This is a genomic window from uncultured Flavobacterium sp., from assembly GCF_963922255.1.
GTDB lineage: Bacteria > Bacteroidota > Bacteroidia > Flavobacteriales > Flavobacteriaceae > Flavobacterium.
This window is the reverse complement of record NZ_CAWUIC010000009.1, coordinates 85161-103982: the sequence shown is the minus strand read 5'-3', so window position 1 is coordinate 103982 and position 18822 is coordinate 85161. Positions and strand designations below refer to the sequence as shown.

Genomic DNA, 18822 nt, shown 5'->3' with positions numbered 1-18822 from the left:
AAGCATCACGAACTATTATCTTAATAAAGAAAAATGTCCTTTTATAATTTTTCCATTCTCAAATTCTAAGAGATACCAATAATCAGTAGCTGGAAGTGTTTGCCCGTTGTATTTTCCATCCCAACCCTTGTTTTTGGGATTAAATTGATAAAGTAATTTGCCATATCTGTCAAAAATGGTTGTGTTAACAATTCTTCTGCTAGGGTCATAGTTTGTAATTGTCCAATAGTCATTTATTCCGTCTTGATTTGGAGTAAAGAATTTAGGAACTCCCATTACATAAATAGTTTGAAAAGCAACATCACATCCGTTCAAATCTTTTACAAATAGAGTATGAGCACCCACTGAAACATTTGTAAAAAGAGGAGAACTTTGATAATTTGTACCCTCCAAACTATACAGATAATCTCCTAATCCAGAAGCGTGAACATAGATTGTATTGTTATTAGAAAAGTCGTTTATTTCTACAGCATGAATTGTAGCACTATTTGATGCAATTACTTCAATTGTTCTTGTGCTAAAACACCCAGCATTTGATCTTACTTCTACAGTATATGTTCCTGCTGTATCAACAGTAAGGTTGTATTGTGATGCGTTATTAATTAAAGCACCATTCAAATACCAAGTATAGGTATAATTAGAACTATTAGATTCGTCTAACAAACCAGCATTAATATTTTCTGTAAAAATTAGGTTATTGCTGCAAATAATTATTTTAGCTGTATTAATAATTTCAGGCAATTCTTCTACCATTAATGTTATGTGATGACCAAAACCTAAACATTCATTGTTTACTTTATTTTCGACTCTTACATAAATATTTTGAGAATTTGGATAACCAATATTAGCATAATTTGAAGGATTTGTTATGGGATTGGATTCTGTTAAAGCATCTGTGATATTTTTATAGTAATTGATTTCTAATTGTTGTCCAGTTGGATATAAAGCTTCTATTTCTGCTGTGACACTGCTAAAATCAAAATTTGAAATTCCATCAGTTGTTGATCCTGAAGCATTATCATCACATGCTGTAAATAATCTTTGAAATGAAACAGGGATCAGCGTTGTAGAAACATATAAGTTTACTTGAACCACTTTAAAGCATCCATAACTGTTTTCAACTCTCACATAAATGATGTCGTTACTAACGATTTGATTTTCATAGTTAACAAAAGAATTAATTTTATTTGTATTGTTTTGAGCATCAAAATCCGTTTCAAAATAGCTAAAGTCTAAATTAGCAGTTGTTGAGATAAGCGCATTTGCTTCCGTTAAATTGAATGAACTGAAACCATCATTGTCATCATCACATTGACTTAAAATAACAGGATTATTTAATACTGGAAGACTGATAACTTCAATTTGGAATGAAGAAACTACAAAACAATCTGTATTTGAAATGGAAGAAATTTTCACATAAATAGTTTCTGAAGGATTTGTATTTATGTAAGATGATGGAGTTAGTATTTGATTTAAATAGCCACTATCTGAGTAATAATCAACTAAAAAGTCAGAAGTTGATTGTCCGTTTAAGATAGCAGCTTCATTTTGAGTCAAGTCAAAAATAATTTTTCCATCATCATCAGAACCAAAAGAAGTATTGTCACAAGCTTTTAAATCATCAATTGACGTTGGAGCAATTGGTACTTGCGAAATATGAATGTCAAAATTAACAATAGCATTGCAATCTGAATTTGATAAATTACTGACTTCAGCTATAATGTTTTGCGAATTAAAAGCCACTTCATTAACATAATTGCTTGGGTTTTCGATAGGTAGATTAGAGTCATAATCAGCTAGAGAAGCATAATAAAGAACTTGAAATTGACTTGTAGATTGACCATTTAAAACAGTATTATCTTGTTGGGTTAAATCAAAGCTTTCAAAACCATCGCTGTCTGTGTCACATAAAGAAATCGCATTAGGTTGTGTAGCATTAGGAACTTCAGAAATTGTTATCATTTTAGTTTTTGTAACAGTCCCAAAAGGGCTTGAGGCCGTAACAGTAACAGTAAAGTTTCCTAAAGCTGAATAGGTATGTGAAGGATTTAACAAGTTAGATGTTGAGCCATCTCCAAAATCCCAATTTGCACTTGTAGTTGATGAATCGTTTAATTGAAATGAAGTTAGTTCTCCAAGACATTCGTTTTCAACCAATATTAGAGGGTTATATGGAAGGCTTATAGTAAAGACAGGTAATCCAGTTCCGCAAATTTTACCTTCTAAATCTACTGCTTCATTTATAAATTCACTTCCAATCCCTAATAAATTAGGGTTTTTTATAGCACCAATATATTGTTTTCCTGGAATAGCAACATATATTTTTCCATCAGGTCCTAATTGTAATGCTCCAATGTTAATGGATAAATCAGATTCTTCATAAATGGTAATTTTGGAACTACCCATATTAGAGGCATTTAAATCATATTGATAAATTGCTGAATTATCATTTATAAAATTTACACTAATATATAGCATTAAACCATTAGGAGAAAATTCGATTCCATAAGGTTTATAATCAGAAGTGCTTATATTAATGTGATTTGATAAAATTCCTGTTGATTTATCAAAATCAAACATTTCAACATAACTATTAGAAGGAGTGCTCACTGAATGACACATAGCAATCTTTGAACCATCAGGTGAAAATTTCATAGAACCTATTGCGTAAAGATTTCCTATGAATGCTCCAATATTGTTTGTTACGGGTGAAGTGCTTAACCCAGTTGAAGTTAATAAATGACAATAAAAAGTATTTGAAAAAACTCCGTGAGAGACTATCCAGTAATCAACATTGTTAGCATGTTTAACTACTGAAACTTTTTCTGTGGAAGGAGTGTATATTAGCTGGTTTTTTGTTTGAGCAACTGCGCCTAAACCGTTATTTAAGTTTAAATCAACAATAGAATATCTAAATCCATTAGAGCCAGATTGCGCATCTAAAGTAAATATGTAATACAAATGATTAGAGCCAGGAAGCGGAACTATTGTTGCAGAAAGTGTCGTGGAAACGTGTCCCATTAATCCTGTACCATTGGGCATGATGTCATGGTTTTTGTTATAAACGGTTACTCCATTCGTATAAAACAATAATTGTCCACTTGCATCAGATAATGTAGCACAACCTTCTTGAGTAATCATTTCACTATCAGTTAATGCCTGAGGGCTACCATTATTAAATGTGATACCGGCCTTTGAACCAAAATACCAATTATTAGCCTCTCCTTGTGCAAAGACAGAAGCAGATAATATAATAAAGAAAAAAAATATTATTTTATTGCTAGTTTTCAAGGGGTGCTTTTTGGTTTAGATGTTTATTTAAATTTTTTATAAATATATGAAAAATAAACAACTAAATAATTGATAGTAAATTAGTAAACTTCTCCACGATGTGGTTTTAGAGCATCTCGAACAGCAATCATATCTTTTTCTTCTACAACCATAAAGGCTATTGAATGCATTTCGTTTTGAATTTCAAAACCTGTAAAATTTAAAGCTAATTTTTCAGCTTCTATAAATTCTTTCAAATGAATTTCATGATGTTCGGCAGTTTTAGCAGCCACTTCACCTCTAAAATCCCATATCAACTTTATTTTTCGCATACTTAAATTTTCAAAAACTCAAATTTACAAAGTCAAAAATCAAATCACTATTTTTGTAGCATTAATTTTCAATAAACTACTATTTGAAAATCCAAAAACGAAAAAAATGAAATTTACACCACTTTTTCTTTTCTTATTAGTTCAAACGCTTTTTGCACAAGAATTGACTATAGAACAAGCCAATCATTTGGCAACATTACCAATAAAATGCATGCAGCAAGAGTATCCTAATAAGCTAAATCAAATGTTGATTGACGAAACCGAAATTCAATCTCCAAAAGAGTTGCATCCTGCTTTTTATGGTTGTTTTGATTGGCATTCTTCTGTTCATGGACATTGGAGTTTACTTTATTTGTTGAATAATTTTAACGATCTAAATAATAAAGAAGAGATTATTCAGAAACTTAAGATCAATCTTTCTTCGGAAAATATTACACAAGAAATAGCATATTTCAACAAACCACATGAAAAATCTTATGAGCGTACTTATGGATGGAATTGGTTATTAAAATTACAACACGAATTAGAGCTTTCAAAAGAACCATTTGCTAAAGAATTAGCGGACAACCTACTTCCTCTATCTAATTTAATAATTGAAAGATATTTAGATTTTTTGCCTAAGCTGAGATATCCAATTCGTGCAGGAACCCATTCCAATACTGCATTTGGATTATCAAATGCTTGGGATTACGCAGTTTTTACCAAAAACATAGCGTTACAAGAAAGTATTAAAGAAAACGGCAAAAGAATGTTTTTTAATGATGAAAATTGCCCTTTTGCATGGGAGCCAAGTGGAACCGATTTTCTTTCTCCATGTATGGAAGAGTTGGGTTTAATGAGTAAAATATTAGATAAAAAAGAGTTTCTTGCATGGGCGACAAAATTTGCTCCAGTTTTATTTAAAAAATCTTATGATTGGGAAGTTGCACAAGTTTCTGATAGAACAGATGGGCATTTAGTGCATTTAGATGGGTTGAATTTTAGTCGTGCTTGGAATATGTATGCTTTGATTGCACAATATCCAAACGAACTTTCACATCTAATGAAATTGGCAGATACGCATTTGCAATTTTCATTACCTTCTATAGTTGATGGAAATTATGAAGGAGAGCATTGGTTGGCTTCTTTTGCTTTAAGAGCATTTGAAGAAAAAAGTAAAAACAAATAAGTACATTTGTACAAATATTTAAAAATATATAATTTCAAAATCTGACTGTCCACATAATGCCAAAAGAATTCCAATTTCAAGTTGCACCAGAAGTAGCGTCAAATGATAGTTTGTTGCAACAAGCAGTGGCTAAACAATTGCAAATTTCTGTAAAAGATATTCAGAAAGTAATCGTTCAAAAACGTTCCATCGATGCTCGTCAAAAAGCGATTAAATTTAATGTTAAAGGACAAGTTTATTTACAAAATGAATCTTTTGAAGAAGCTGAAATTCAGTTGCCTAATTATCCAAATGTTTCTAACAAGCAAGAAGTTGTTGTTGTAGGTGCAGGTCCAGCTGGTTTGTTTGCAGCTTTGCAATTGATTGAAATTGGGTTAAAACCAATTGTAATTGAAAGAGGAAAAGATGTGCGTGGTAGAAGGAGAGATTTGAGAGCCATAAATGTAGATGGAATTGTAAATGAAGATTCCAATTATTGTTTTGGAGAAGGTGGAGCAGGAACGTATTCTGACGGAAAACTATACACACGTTCTAAAAAACGTGGTGATGTTGACAGAATATTAAAACTTTTGGTAGCTTTTGGAGCAACACCAGAAATTTTAGTTGAAGCACATCCGCACATAGGAACCAATAAATTGCCACAAATCATTCAAGATATTCGTGAAAAAATTATAGCATGTGAAGGACAAGTTTTGTTTGAAAAAAGAGTCACAGATTTCACTATAAAAAACAATGAAATTCAAGGAGTAGTTTTGCATGATGGAACTACAATTGAAACGAATAAAGTCATTTTAGCAACAGGACATTCAGCCAGAGATATTTTTGAATTATTACATCAAAAAGAAATTTTTATTGAAGCGAAGCCTTTTGCATTAGGAGTGAGAGCTGAACATCCGCAAGAGTTGATTGATAAAATTCAATATTCCTGTGATTTTCGTGGTGAATTTTTGCCACCAGCACCTTATTCTATTGTAAAACAAGTGGCAGGTCGAGGCATGTATTCATTTTGCATGTGTCCAGGTGGTGTAATTGCTCCATGTGCTACAAGTCCAGGTGAAGTAGTTACTAACGGATGGTCACCATCCAAAAGAGATCAAGCCACTGCTAATTCAGGAATTGTGGTTGAATTAAAATTAGAAGATTTTCAACCTTATAAAAAATTTGGTGCTTTAGCAGGAATGGAATTTCAAAAAGCTATTGAACAAAAAGCTTGGCAATTGGCTGGAGAAACCCAAAAAGTTCCGGCTCAACGCATGATTGATTTTACACAAAAGAAAGTCTCATCGTCAATACCAAAAACATCTTACGTTCCTGGAACAACTGCAGTAGAACTAGGAGAAGTTTTTCCAAATTTCTTAACGCAAACTATGCGAGAAGGTTTTGCTCATTTTGGAAAATCTATGAAAGGTTATTTTACCAATGAAGCTATTTTGCATGCTCCGGAAAGCAGAACATCTTCACCGGTTCGTATTCCTAGAGACCATCAAACATTGGAACATGTGCAAATTAAAGGACTTTATCCATGTGGAGAGGGAGCAGGTTATGCTGGAGGAATTATTTCGGCAGCTATTGATGGTGAAAAATGTGCTTTAAAAATTGCTGAAACGTTACAGTTATAATTCAACAGCCGTTAAACTTTTACTAAAAAAAAATTCAAGCTTAAAAATGCGACTTTTTTCGTATTTTTGAAGGGAATTAAAAATTATGATTGAAGAAAAAGTAATATTAGTTGATACCAATGATGAACCTTTGGGGTTGATGGAAAAAATGGCTGCGCATGAACAAGCCTTATTGCATCGAGCATTTTCGGTTTTTGTTCTTAATGATAAAAATGAAGTCATGTTACAACAACGTGCATCAAACAAATACCATTCCCCACTTTTGTGGACAAATACCTGTTGTAGTCATCAACGTGCTGGAGAATCAAATATTCAAGCTGGAAAAAGACGTTTGAAAGAGGAAATGGGTTTTGAAACCGAATTGAAAGAACTGTTTCATTTTATCTATAAAGCACCTTTTGATAACGGTTTAACCGAACACGAATTAGATCATGTAATGATTGGTTATTCTAATAAAGCTCCAAAAATTAACAAAGAAGAAGTTGAAAATTGGAAATGGATGAAAATTGAAGATATCAAAAAAGATATGGAAATTCATCCTCAAATTTACACGGTTTGGTTCAAAATCATCTTTGATAAATTCTATCATTATTTAGAAGAGCATAAAATTTAAAACTTCAACAATCAAAAATCATAATGAGAGTAACCGTTTCTAGAAAAGCACATTTTAACGCAGCACATCGATTGTATCGAAAAGATTGGACTATGGAAAAAAACGATGCTGTTTTTGGAAAATGCAACAACCCTAATTTTCACGGACATAATTACGAATTAGTTGTTAGTGTTACAGGAGAAATTGATAATGAAACTGGTTTTGTTGTAGATGTCAAAATACTTTCAGACTTGATTAAAGAACATATTGAAAAAGCATTTGATCATAAAAATTTAAATATTGAAGTGTCAGAATTTCAAGATTTAAATCCAACAGCTGAAAATATTGCTGTTGTAATTTGGAATAAATTGCGACCTCATATTGAATCAAAAAATGATTTAGAAGTTGTTTTGTATGAAACACCACGAAACTTTGTAACCTATAAAGGAAATTAAAATGGGATTAAAAGAAGGAGATATAATTCCAAATTTCAAAGCAAAAACCCAATCTGGTGAAAAATTTGAGTTGTCAAATTATATTGGAAAGCCTTTAGTGATTTACTTTTATCCAAAAGACAACACTCCAGGTTGTACTACACAAGCTTGTAGTTTTAGAGATCAATATCAAGATTTTCAAGATTTAGGTGCAGAAGTAATAGGAATAAGCGGTGATTCTGAAGAATCGCATGAAAAATTTGCCCAAAAGCATAATTTACCATTTATTTTATTGTCAGATGGGAAAAGAAAATTGAGAACATTATTTGGTGTTCCAACGCATTTTTTTGGCTTATTACCAGGTAGGGTTACCTATATTATTGATAAAGAAGGAAAAGTTGTTTCTGTTTTTAATAGTGTAAAAGCAAATATTCATATTGAGCATGCGTTGAAGATTGTCCGTAATATGAAATAGTTAATCCTCATTAATACTTTATTCGTCTATTTAGCCAAGCTATTTGTCGAAGAATATATGACTACTAGGTAAGTTTTATAGATATTTGTATTGAAAATAAAAATCCACATGAAATTTTATCCCTTAACATTTGAACCCATTCTAAAGGAACGTATTTGGGGTGGTACAAAATTAAAAACCTATTTAAACAAACCTACCACTTCTGATTTCACAGGAGAAAGTTGGGAGTTATCAACCGTTCCAAACGACATTAGTATTGTCAAAAATGGTATTTTGAAAGGTAAAAATGTCAATGAGTTAATTGAACTATATCCAACTGAATTTTTAGGTTCAGAAACAATTGCTCGTTTTGGAACTGAATTTCCTTTATTGTTTAAATTTTTAGATGCCAAGCAAGACTTATCCATTCAATTGCATCCTAATGATGAATTAGCTAAAAAACGTCACAATTCTTTTGGGAAAACCGAAATGTGGTATGTAATGCAAGCTGATGAAAACGCTCGTTTGATTGTTGGCTTCAAAGAAAATTCAAATCCTGATGAATATAAAAATGCTTTAAATAATAAGAATTTAGTTTCTATTCTAAATGAAGTTAAAGTTAAGGCAGGTGATGTTTTCTTTTTAGAAACAGGAACAATTCACGCAATTGGAGCTGGAATTGTAATTGCAGAAATACAACAAACAAGTGATGTTACTTATAGGGTTTATGACTTTGACAGAGTAGATGCTAACGGGAATTATAGAGAGTTGCACACAGAACTAGCTTTAGATGCTTTAAATTATAACACTACAGAAGCTCAGGTTTCTTATGATACTACTATAAATTCAAGCAATAAGGTAGTGCATTGCGATTATTTTAAAACAAATATTATTCCATTAGTTGAAAAATATCAATGGAAGAAAACTAAAGAAGCTTTTACGGTTTTAATGTGTACTCAAGGTATGTTTGAAATTGAATTTGATGATAAAATAATTCAGTATAAAATGGGTGATACAGTTTTACTACCTGCTGTTTTAGATAAACTTACCATAACAGGAAATGCTACATTGTTAGAAATTTCTATTTAATTTGCTGTTTGACAAATATATTATGTAATTTTGCATCAAATTTTAAAATAAGAAAAAATGGCAAGCGTTAAAAACTTGAAAAAAGAAATCAACTACGTTTTAGGTGATATTGTAAACATCGTTTACGTTTGGGAAATGACTAATGGTGGAAAACCAACTGAAGAGTCAGATAAATTAATAGATAGTATCTATGAAAAATTTGACGGATTGATGTCTAAAGCTAATGTTAAGAACGTAGAAAACAAAAAAGCACATTTCAAACAAATTCGTTCAGAATACGAAGAAGCTGCAAATCAGTTTGTTGCTCAAGTAAACGAATTAAAATAAAAAAAAAATACAAAAAAAGTGTAATTTTTGTTTGGAAATTAAAAATACAAACCTATATTTGCACTCGAAATTTGAGTTGCCAGCGTAGCTCAGCTGGCTAGAGCAGCTGATTTGTAATCAGCAGGTCGTGGGTTCGAGTCCCTCCGCCGGCTCAAATGTAAAGAGGAAAACGAAAGTTTTCCTCTTTTTTGTTTTTGTGAAGTTTTGATTATTAGCTTTAGCTTTAAAAAATAAAAAAAGCACTTAAACTGAAAATAATTTAAGTGCTTTTCTTTACTGGGATTATTTTTTTAATCTTTAGTTTCTAACTTCTTTCTTTCTTCAATATATAATTTCAACATCTTTCCGTATTTAGATTTTGCAACTTCTGAATTCATTTTTGACCCAATAGTGTCTAAATATCTTATGTTGATATCAGCAATCTCTGAAAGTGCTAAATAAGGGGCGATTTCTTTATCTGCATGAGTAGTTGCAAAATTAGCTATGTATAAATATTTTTTACGAATCAGTTTGCTGTTAACATCCGCAATACTATCAGCGTTTTTATAAGTATTTGAAGAGAAATTTTCCAATTCTTTTTCAACTAGATCCATATTTTTTTCATTGAATTTGCTTTTCATAGTAGAAAATTCAACGTACAAATCATGGTTTTTAGAACCTGTAATTTTTGCATCAGCAAAAAACGATTCTAAAGTTGTTTCAATATTCATTTCACCTGGTTCAGCGAAGAAAGGTAAATTATTGTCAATAGAATTGGTTTGACCTCTATCTAAAAATAAATACAGCATTTCTGGACTCTCAATATTTAAATAAGTATCAAATTTTGAACCTCCTTTTATTATGATACTATCCAAAACAACTAAACTTGAATCTTGTACTTGTTGAATGTATAATTTTCCTTGGCTTAAGCCTTTAATATTTCCGGTTAAATGTAGATTTTTACCTTCATTGTCATTTTTATTACATGAAACAAGACTGATGATAACAAGAGCTAAAGCAATAATTTTTTTTGTCATTTTATGATTTGATTTAATTTTTCAAAAGTACTAGTTTTTTTTGATTTTAAGAGATGAGATTTTTAGACATATTAAGGTATTTATACATTTCCACAAATTCTTTTAACCTACTAAACTCATAACATTTTTAACCTATTTTTAAAATTATTTAGGAGATGCAACTTCCATTAAGTAAGCACAAAATATAGCTCCATAAGTCCCCACAACATATCCAAAAATAGCTAATAGAACTCCAACACTTGCTAATGAAGGATGGAAAGCGGAAGCAACAACTGGTGCAGAAGCCGCTCCACCAACATTAGCTTGACTTCCTACAGCGATAAAGAAATAAGGTGCTCTAATCAGTTTTGCTACTCCAAAAATGATGATGAAATGAATTAACATCCAAACAATTCCGACAACAATTAATCCTGGATTATCCATTACTGATCCTAAATCCATTTTCATTCCTATTGAAGCTACTAAAATATAGATGAATATACTTCCAATTTTTCCTGCTCCAGCTCCATCATAAGATTTTAAAGGTGTGAATGATAATGAAATCCCGATAATAGTAGCAATGGTAATCATCCAAAAGAATTCACCTCCAAAAGTTGAAGCAAAGCTTTTAATATCATTTACGCTTTCAAAATTATTTTTGAAGAATGTACTTAAAACTCCAGCTCCAAAGTGGGACAAGGCAACAGCAAAAAAAGCAATAGCTAGAATAATCATGTAATCGTTTAGAGATGGATTTCGTTTTACACTTTCTTGATAATTAGAAACTTTGTCTTGTAACTCTTGCACAGAAGAATTATCCGCTTTTAACCATTTATTGATGAATTCTTTTTTGCCAATTCCATATAATAAAAACGCCATTCCAAGATTTGCAACTACGATATCAACTAGAACCATAGCTCCATATTTTTGGGAATTATATTTAAAAATTTCCAACATAGCGGCTTGATTGGCTCCACCACCAATCCAACTTCCTGCAATCGTTGAAAGCCCTCTCCAAACTGCATCTGGGCCAGCTCCTCCAACAGTTTCTGGTGAAACGATTGATATTAAAAGAATTGCAATTGGACCACCCAAAACAATCCCAATGGTTCCTGCAAAAAAGATAGCTAAGGCTTTTGGTCCAAGATTTAATAAAGCTTTTAAATCAATGCTTAAAGTCATTAAAACTAAAGCAGCCGGCAATAAATAGCGACTAGCTATAAAATATACATTAGAACTTTTTTCAATTTCTTCACCAGTTTCGTTTATAGTTATCCATTCTGGTGAAATTATATTGAATGAATTTAAAATTGCAGGTAATAAATAGCACATTAAAAGAGCAGGGACAACTCCGTAGAATTTTTTCCAAAACCCTTCTTCTTTGGCAGATGTGTAAAACACCAAACCCAATAAAAGCATTAAAATTCCAAAAACTATAGTGTCATCTGTAAAAAAAGGTGCGTTTCTCATTTGTTTAATTTAAGTCACGAAAATAAACAAAAAATCCTCAAAATACGATGTAAATTGAGGATTTAGTGTGTAAAATAAATTTAGAATTTAGACTCTGAATTGAATTTACAGTGGCAAAAATTGAAGATTAACCTTTTAACCAAGCTTCGCGTAAAGCTTTTTTACTATCATCAGTTGCCATATAACCTTCCTTGATTTCTTTAGGCATAACTATTTTACCTTTGATGTCTATTTCTTTTCCATCACGTTTGATTTTCATTGTAATAGCATCACCATCTTTCCAATTAAAAGCTCCAATGACTGTTTGATTGATGTTTTCTAGGTTTTGTTTTTCTCCGTTTATTTCTAAGATGATATCATTATTTTTTAGTCCTAATTCTTTCATAAATGAATTGATTTCAATTTCTGGCAAAAAGAAAAACTCCTTAGTATCAGGGTTGTATGAAATAATAGGTTGGTTTCCACCTACTAAAAACGGATTTCCTGTAGCTTCCACTTTAGCTTCAGTAACACCCATTTTTGCAAAATAATCTGTGTAAGGAATTGGCGTTTCACCAGCAACATATTTGTTTAAAAAATCACCTACAGAAGGGTACGTCAATTCCGTTATTTTAGCAAACAATTCTTCATCTTTAAAGGCTTTTTTAGTTCCATATTCATTAGATAAATCTTGCATTAATTGTAAAATACCTTTTTGACCATTACTTTTTTCTCTAATTTCAATATCTAAACACATTGCAATTAAAGCTCCTTTTTGATACACATTGATGTATTGATCTTTATAAGGCTCTTCTAAAACGTTTTTACTCATTTTGGTAAAACTCATTTTATCATTCATGTTTGCAGCTTGAGCAATTTTATCAGCCATTCTTTCGTAAAAAGCATCTTCTTCAATTAGCCCTTGATTTACTTGAAATAAGTTGGCAAAGTATTCAGTTACACCTTCATACATCCATAAATGTTCTGACATTTGAGGTTTATTAAAATCAAAATATTGAATCTCGTTTGAGTGAACCGTTAAAGGAGTTACAATGTGAAAAAATTCGTGTGAAACCACATCTTTTAATTGCTCTTGAAGCATTTCTAATCCCATAACTTCTGGCATTACAACTGTTGTAGAAGTTGGGTGTTCTAGAGCTCCAAAACCTTTTGCATCTGTAGGAGACATGCTAGAAAGGTATAATAAGATTGCATATTTTTTTGTTGCGTCAAATTTTCCTAAAAATTTCTTCTGGGCACGCATCATGTTTTCCATATAAGGAGTTATTTCTTTAGCGGTATATTTTCCTGTTGGAGAATATACTGAAATGATGATTTCCATATCATCGACCATGAATGACGTAAAATCAGGTTTAGAATACATGATAGGCATTTCTACTAGTGTTGCATATTTAGAAGCCATGAAAACATCTTTACTGTCTGATGCATCTATATCATTCATTGCAGAAACTCCTAATAAAGTTGTAGGATGATTTACTGTAAGCTTATAAGGTGTTTCTTCTTTAGTGGTAAAGTAACCCACAAAGCCATGTAAATTTAGCATGAAGTTTTTTCCTGCATCAATGTTTGTACCAGCTGGAGAAAATACATCATCACTTTCGCCAAAACCACCACCTTTTTCTATATCATAAGTATCATTTACTAGATAAGTAATCTTATGAAGTTTAGTGGCATTTCCAATGGTGTATGAATTAACATCTAATTTGGCTACTGTTAAAGCATTACCTTTTGCGTCGAAAGCTTTTACGTCTTCAATATATTTTCCATAATCATCATCAGAATAAGTTCCTGGAACAATTTTAGGAATATTGAAAGTTGCTGTTTGAGTTGTAAAAGTTGGTGGCAAAATACTAACTAAAACTTTGTCGTTCTTTACGTTAATTAAGTCAATAGTTACATCTACTTCATTTTGTTTAGCAGTTGTTGTAGAAGCAGTTTTGCAACCGAATAGAAAACTTGCTAAAGCAAGCGTCAAAAATATTTTTTTCATTTTTAGTTAATTATGCAATTAAAAATTATTTGATTGTTTTTGGTTTATGAATATAAGTATGTGTAAGTCTTGAAATGTTACAAGTGGAATAAAAAAAAACGCTTGTGAAACAAGCGTTAAGGTTTAATCAAATTTATTTTTAATATAATATTTAGAATCTAAATCATCATCTTCAATAATGTTAAATTTCATGGGTTTTGGTTTTGGTTTTCCAGCAACAGCTTTCTTCTTCCACAACTCAAAATTTTCTTTGTTGAGTTTTTTACGCATTAATTCATTTACGTCATTTTCAACAATACCAAATTCTTCTTTTATGACTTCATAAGGTTTTTTTTCTTCTTGAGCCATACTAACAATTCTCTCTAAAGTTTCATTGTCTAATTCCGAAATCTTTCTTTTTTTCATTTTTATGAAAATTAATTCACATTTTATTAAAGGTTATCTATTACAATATTAACAAAAAATGTGCTAATTATTAAAAGTACTTTTATTTTTAACATTTTGATAAAGTATTTATAAGATATATCTTGATTATTGAAAATTTTTTAAAGAATTATTCGAAACGTTAAATTTATTCTAGGTTTTTTAGGGCTACTTGCTTTTGGAATTTGATGTTTGTAATGGATTTGACTGCCTTCTTTCATTAAAATTAAACTACCATGTTTTAAAATTAAGTTTTGTTTTGCTTCTTTTTTAAAATTGTGTTTCAATTGAAAAGTTCGTTCTTCACCCAAACTAATAGATGCAATAATAGGATTTCTTCCTAATTCTTTTTCATTATCAGCATGCCATCCGTTGCTGTCTTTTTCGTTTCTATATAAATTAGCCAAAACAGTTGTAAAGTTATGATTGGCTTTCTCTTCTACTAATTCTTTTATATAAATTAATGTGGCATTCCAAGCTTGAGGATACATAATTATATTAGAATATTTATAAGGTTTACCTTCATTACCATACAAAGCAGTTAACCTTGGTTGTAAGTGGTTTTTCCCATAAACTGTAATAATATCTTGCTTCCAAGGAGTATTTTCATATAATAAATTGTATAACTCGTCTGCTTTTTCTTTAGAAAAGAAGTTAGGATAATACTCAAAAATAGCATCTGGTAATTCTAAAATTATTTTTTCTTGTGGAAATAAGTTAAGCATGATTTTATAGATATTGATAAGCCCAATAAATTAATACAAACTGCAAAGGAAGTCTCAAAATCAAAGCCCATTTTGGCATTCCTAAACTTGCTTTTTTATTTTGTAACATATAGATATGTGTGGCAAAAAATCCAATTAATAAAACTATTATTCCAACAGCAGCAATTGGAGCTAATGATTTAAATAAAAACAAAATTCCAAATACAATTTCTAAAAACCCACTTACTTTATTCACTAATGAAGCATTAGGAATATATGGAGGAATTATTTTAAGATATAATTTTGGTACTCTAAAATGATTTATACCAGCAATGATATAAATAACTGCCATAACATATTGATGCCAAGGTAAATTCATGGTTTTTTTACGAATGTAAGAAAATCAATTATTTATTTCCTCTTTTTTTAAATTTTATATTCATAATGACAATTGCCAATACAATTAATATTACTCCTATCCATTGGGAAATAATTACCGTTTCGTTTAAGATAAAATAAGCCATCATTACAGAAACTGGCAATTCTAAAGAAGAAACAATACTACCTAATCCTAAACCAGTATGCGGAAAACCAGAGTTCATTAACATGGGAGGAATAATTGTTCCAAAAAGTGCTAAAACAATTCCCCACTTCATAAAAATTTCAAAGTTGAATGGTGTTGTTTGGGTAAATAAAGCAAATCCAGCTACGATAACTGCACCTCCTAAAAGCATGTATAAACTTCTTTGGGCAGATGAAATTCCTAAAGCCACTTTGTTTGCTGTAAACATTGTTGTTGTAAATGAGCAAGCCGCTAACATACCAAAAACTAAACCTCTCCAATCAATTTCTACTGTTGAGTTTAATAGATTTGTTGCTAATAATGTTCCAAAAAGAACTATTGCAACTGCAATTATTTTTTGCTTTGAAGGTGCTTTTTTATCTAAAAACCATTCCAATAAAACTCCAATCCAAACCGTTTGCATTAAGAGCACAATGGCAATAGAAACATCAATATATTTCACACATAAATAATAGAAAACACTAGTCATTCCTAATGAAGTTCCGGCTAACATTAGTTGAAAAATATTTTTTTTGGATGCTTTAATTACATCAGTTTTAGCTTGTTGTTTTTGAAATAAATTGATGATTAAAATTCCAATGATTCCATATATAAATTGCGCTGAAGTTACTTCTGCAGTAGTAAAATTTTCTTGATAAGCCAGTTTAACGAAAGTCGCTAACATACCATAACTTGTGGCACCTAATCCTACTAAAAAAACTCCTTTTACAATGTTGTTATTCGACATTTTCTAAATTTTAAAAAGCCTGCAAAGATAGGTTTTATAATTTAGTTTTTAGAACAACTCAGTTAAGGAATTGTTTTTTATTCCGATATTTTTCGGATCAAAACTTAATTTATTTTCTAATAACGAACTATAGACACTTCTAAAATCAATTTCGTATTTCAAGTCGCCATTGTCTAAATCTTCTAAATTAGGATTGTTTCCAATTATAGTTCCTTTGTTGTTTCCACCAATAATGAACATTGGCGCTGCTGTTCCATGATCGGTTCCGTTTCCGTTGTCTTTGACTCTTCTACCAAATTCGGAAAAAACTACAATGGTAATGTTTTGCAATAAATTAGCTTCTTTCAAATCTTGATAAAAACTGTAAACAGCATCATTTAATTCGCCTAAAACTCTAGCATGCGAATTGATTTGATTATCATGAGTGTCAAATCCGTTTAAGGAAGTGTAATATACTTTTGAGTTTAAATTGCCTTTAATTAAACGAGCCATCCATTCTAAATTCTTTGATAATCCCGATTTTGGATAAGTAATTTCAGATTTTGAATTTTTTAAAGCTTTCTGAATTTCATCGGAACCTTCAGTAACCGAATGGGCTATTTTTCTAACAAAATCTAACTGTGGATTTTCCGATAATTTTTGAGTTTCCTCTGAATCTTTTCGAACTTTAAAACGATTTGGGTCTTTAACAGTAATAGAATTAGGCTGTTTTCCTTTCAGTGATAAATTATCAATAGCATCCAAATTAATTCCTGCAGTTGGTTGATGTTCGTGGCAATGAATGTCTAAATATCTACCTAACCAACCTTCACTTAAATACTCATTTGTGTTTGAAGCGGTTTGCCAAATTTCTTGACTTCTAAAATGCGATCGATTTGGTTCAGGATAACCTACATTTTGAATTATAGACAAATGTCCGTTTTGTTGAATAGTTGCAAAATCTTTCAACGCAGGATTAAAGCCCATTCCTTTGGTTTTTCCAATGACATTGTCTTTTGCAATTCCAATATTTGGACGCAAATCATAATACAAAGGATTGTCAAACGGAATAAAGGTGTTTAAACCATCATTTCCACCATTTAATTGAATAAAAACCACACATTCTTCACCAGTTATAATTTGATTTGATGTTCCAAAAGCATGTAAAAAATTAGGTAACAATAAAGTTCCACCTGTAAATGTTCCTGTTAAGGATAAAAAATTTCTTCTATTCATTTTCTTCCGTTTTAGGTGTTAAATTAATTGATATTCAGGTGATTTTGTGATGTAATTAAACAATCGTAAAACTGCATTATCAGCACCTTCGCTTTTTAAATCAAAATCATATTTTAAAAGAGCTTCCATATCTTTTTGCATTTCATCACTAACTTCAAAAAGCAATCTATCAGTCAATTCTTTTATAATTGATAGGTTGTTTCCTGTTTTTTTCCAATTTAGTTTCGTGTTTAATTTTTCTAAATCTAATTTTGCATTTGCATTTTGATTTCCAATTTGATTCAATGATTTTCGACTTAAATTCAAACCATTACACCACAAATCAGATAAATTATTTCGATTTAAATAAATTTGAGAACTCAACCAAGAATTTCCTCCATCCCAACCTTTAACATTAGGCTGATTCATTAAATCCATTCCTTGTTGAATTAAAAAAAATGTGATTAAAGTTTTGTTTTCTTGCTCAATATTTAATTCATGCATCAATTGTAAAATATAAGTCAAAGGATCTTTTATTTTAGAACCAGCATTATCTTTTTGATATTCTTCAGTAAATATTTTAGTTAATAAAGGTTGGATTTCGAAGTTGACTTTTTTGAAATAATTTCCGTAATAAGTCACCAAATCTTCCGAAGGATTATCATAAATAAACCATTTTAGAATTTTTCGAGTAATTAAAAAAGCAATGTTTGGTTGCTCAAAAATGATATCAATTAAATCATCAACTTTAAAATTTCCTGTTTTTCCTAAATAGGTAATTGTGTCATTGTCTTGTTGAAATCTTCTGTAAACGGCTCCGTTTTCACCTAAATTTAATCCTGCTAAAGCTTTGGCACCATTCTTAATATCTTCTTCAGTATAATTTCCAATTTCAAGAGTAAAAAGCTCTAATAATTCTCGACTCAAATTTTCGTTTAATTTCCCTTTTTTATTGTCCACATTATCTAAATAACGAACCATTGCGTTGGTTTTGATGATTTCTTTAGTTAACGTTTTAAAGTTTCTAAAAGCGTTATTACGCAATATCATATTATGTTGGTAAATCCAATAATTGACTTTGACTTTTTTAGTTGTAGCAACAAAATGATTGTGCCAAAAACAAACCATTTTTTCCCTTAAAGGAAACTCTTCGTGTTGTATTTTAGCAATCCACCGGTTTTTTAAATCTACGGATTTTTTGACTTGCGATTTTATAATTTCAGTTTGTTCTTCTTGTGAAGCATTTTTGATTTTTTCTCTAGTAGCTTTTAAATCTTCAATAGTTTTGGGTTCGTCTTCTAAAAAATAAGGTAATTTAGAATCATAAGTTGCCTTGAAAGATTGGGTTAAAAATTTTTCTAAACCTAATTTTTCAATATCCAAAGCTTGTTGGTTTGAAAATCCCAAGCGCAACGACCAAAGTGATGCTTTATTCATAAAACTATTTATTA

At 30.6% G+C, this 18822-nt stretch carries 18 protein-coding genes and 1 tRNA gene; 8 read left to right on the top strand and 11 right to left on the bottom strand.

What is annotated here, in order from left to right; all coding sequences use genetic code 11:
* Positions 1-15: 15 nt before the first annotated feature.
* Both AABJ49_RS08940 and AABJ49_RS08935 read right to left on the bottom strand, forming a co-directional pair.
* Complete coding sequence (locus AABJ49_RS08940; protein ID WP_338377940.1) at positions 16-3291, bottom strand: T9SS type B sorting domain-containing protein; 3276 nt, start codon at positions 3289-3291, stop codon at positions 16-18.
* Between the two features lie 80 nt (positions 3292-3371).
* Complete coding sequence (locus tag AABJ49_RS08935) at positions 3372-3602, bottom strand: hypothetical protein (RefSeq protein ID WP_338377939.1); 231 nt, start codon at positions 3600-3602, stop codon at positions 3372-3374.
* Positions 3603-3708: 106 nt separating this feature from the next.
* Between AABJ49_RS08935 and AABJ49_RS08930 the strand changes: the two genes are divergently transcribed.
* The 8 genes from AABJ49_RS08930 to AABJ49_RS08895 all read left to right on the top strand — a co-directional run bounded on the left by AABJ49_RS08930 (position 3709) and on the right by AABJ49_RS08895 (position 9437).
* The gene (locus AABJ49_RS08930) at positions 3709-4770 is read left to right on the top strand and encodes a DUF2891 domain-containing protein (protein WP_338377938.1); all 1062 of its coding nucleotides are present in this window, start codon (positions 3709-3711) and stop codon (positions 4768-4770) included.
* A gap of 56 nt (positions 4771-4826) precedes the next feature.
* A complete protein-coding gene (locus AABJ49_RS08925) occupies positions 4827-6389 on the top strand; it encodes an FAD-dependent protein (protein ID WP_338377937.1) in 1563 nt (520 codons plus the stop codon).
* Positions 6390-6474: 85 nt separating this feature from the next.
* Entirely contained in the window at positions 6475-7002 is a 528-nt protein-coding gene (gene idi, locus AABJ49_RS08920) for an isopentenyl-diphosphate Delta-isomerase (protein WP_338377936.1), read from the top strand.
* Between the two features lie 23 nt (positions 7003-7025).
* Positions 7026-7436, top strand: a complete 411-nt coding sequence (locus AABJ49_RS08915; protein ID WP_338377935.1) for a 6-carboxytetrahydropterin synthase — start codon at positions 7026-7028, stop codon at positions 7434-7436.
* Between the two features lies 1 nt (position 7437).
* The gene (locus AABJ49_RS08910; protein ID WP_338377934.1) at positions 7438-7890 is read left to right on the top strand and encodes a peroxiredoxin; all 453 of its coding nucleotides are present in this window, start codon (positions 7438-7440) and stop codon (positions 7888-7890) included.
* A gap of 108 nt (positions 7891-7998) precedes the next feature.
* Positions 7999-8958: a type I phosphomannose isomerase catalytic subunit gene (locus tag AABJ49_RS08905; RefSeq protein WP_338377933.1), complete on the top strand. Its 960-nt coding sequence runs from the start codon at positions 7999-8001 to the stop codon at positions 8956-8958.
* Positions 8959-9015: 57 nt separating this feature from the next.
* Entirely contained in the window at positions 9016-9285 is a 270-nt protein-coding gene (locus tag AABJ49_RS08900) for a hypothetical protein (protein WP_338377932.1), read from the top strand.
* Between the two features lie 78 nt (positions 9286-9363).
* Positions 9364-9437: transfer RNA gene (locus tag AABJ49_RS08895), tRNA-Thr, on the top strand.
* A gap of 138 nt (positions 9438-9575) precedes the next feature.
* Here AABJ49_RS08895 and AABJ49_RS08890 read toward each other — a convergent pair.
* From AABJ49_RS08890 to AABJ49_RS08850, 9 genes are all read right to left on the bottom strand, one after another.
* On the bottom strand, positions 9576-10301 hold the full coding sequence (locus tag AABJ49_RS08890; protein ID WP_338377931.1) for a DUF4369 domain-containing protein: 726 nt from the start codon (positions 10299-10301) through the stop codon (positions 9576-9578).
* A gap of 144 nt (positions 10302-10445) precedes the next feature.
* On the bottom strand, positions 10446-11750 hold the full coding sequence (locus AABJ49_RS08885; RefSeq protein WP_338377930.1) for a DUF819 family protein: 1305 nt from the start codon (positions 11748-11750) through the stop codon (positions 10446-10448).
* Positions 11751-11877: 127 nt separating this feature from the next.
* Entirely contained in the window at positions 11878-13740 is a 1863-nt protein-coding gene (locus tag AABJ49_RS08880; protein WP_338377929.1) for a peptidase M61, read from the bottom strand.
* Positions 13741-13863: 123 nt separating this feature from the next.
* Entirely contained in the window at positions 13864-14145 is a 282-nt protein-coding gene (locus AABJ49_RS08875) for a DUF2805 domain-containing protein (RefSeq protein ID WP_338377928.1), read from the bottom strand.
* 140 nt (positions 14146-14285) lie between these two features.
* Entirely contained in the window at positions 14286-14888 is a 603-nt protein-coding gene (locus tag AABJ49_RS08870; RefSeq protein ID WP_338377927.1) for an alpha-ketoglutarate-dependent dioxygenase AlkB, read from the bottom strand.
* 4 nt (positions 14889-14892) lie between these two features.
* Positions 14893-15246 (bottom strand): hypothetical protein, encoded by a 354-nt coding sequence (locus AABJ49_RS08865; protein WP_338377926.1) that lies wholly within the window; start codon positions 15244-15246, stop codon positions 14893-14895.
* Between the two features lie 28 nt (positions 15247-15274).
* Positions 15275-16177, bottom strand: coding sequence for a DMT family transporter (locus AABJ49_RS08860; protein WP_338377925.1), 903 nt, complete (start codon positions 16175-16177; stop codon positions 15275-15277).
* Positions 16178-16225: 48 nt separating this feature from the next.
* A complete protein-coding gene (locus tag AABJ49_RS08855) occupies positions 16226-17392 on the bottom strand; it encodes a DUF1501 domain-containing protein (RefSeq protein WP_338377924.1) in 1167 nt (388 codons plus the stop codon).
* An 18-nt stretch (positions 17393-17410) separates the two neighbouring features.
* On the bottom strand, positions 17411-18808 hold the full coding sequence (locus AABJ49_RS08850; RefSeq protein ID WP_338377923.1) for a DUF1800 domain-containing protein: 1398 nt from the start codon (positions 18806-18808) through the stop codon (positions 17411-17413).
* Between the last annotated feature and the right edge of the window lie 14 nt (positions 18809-18822).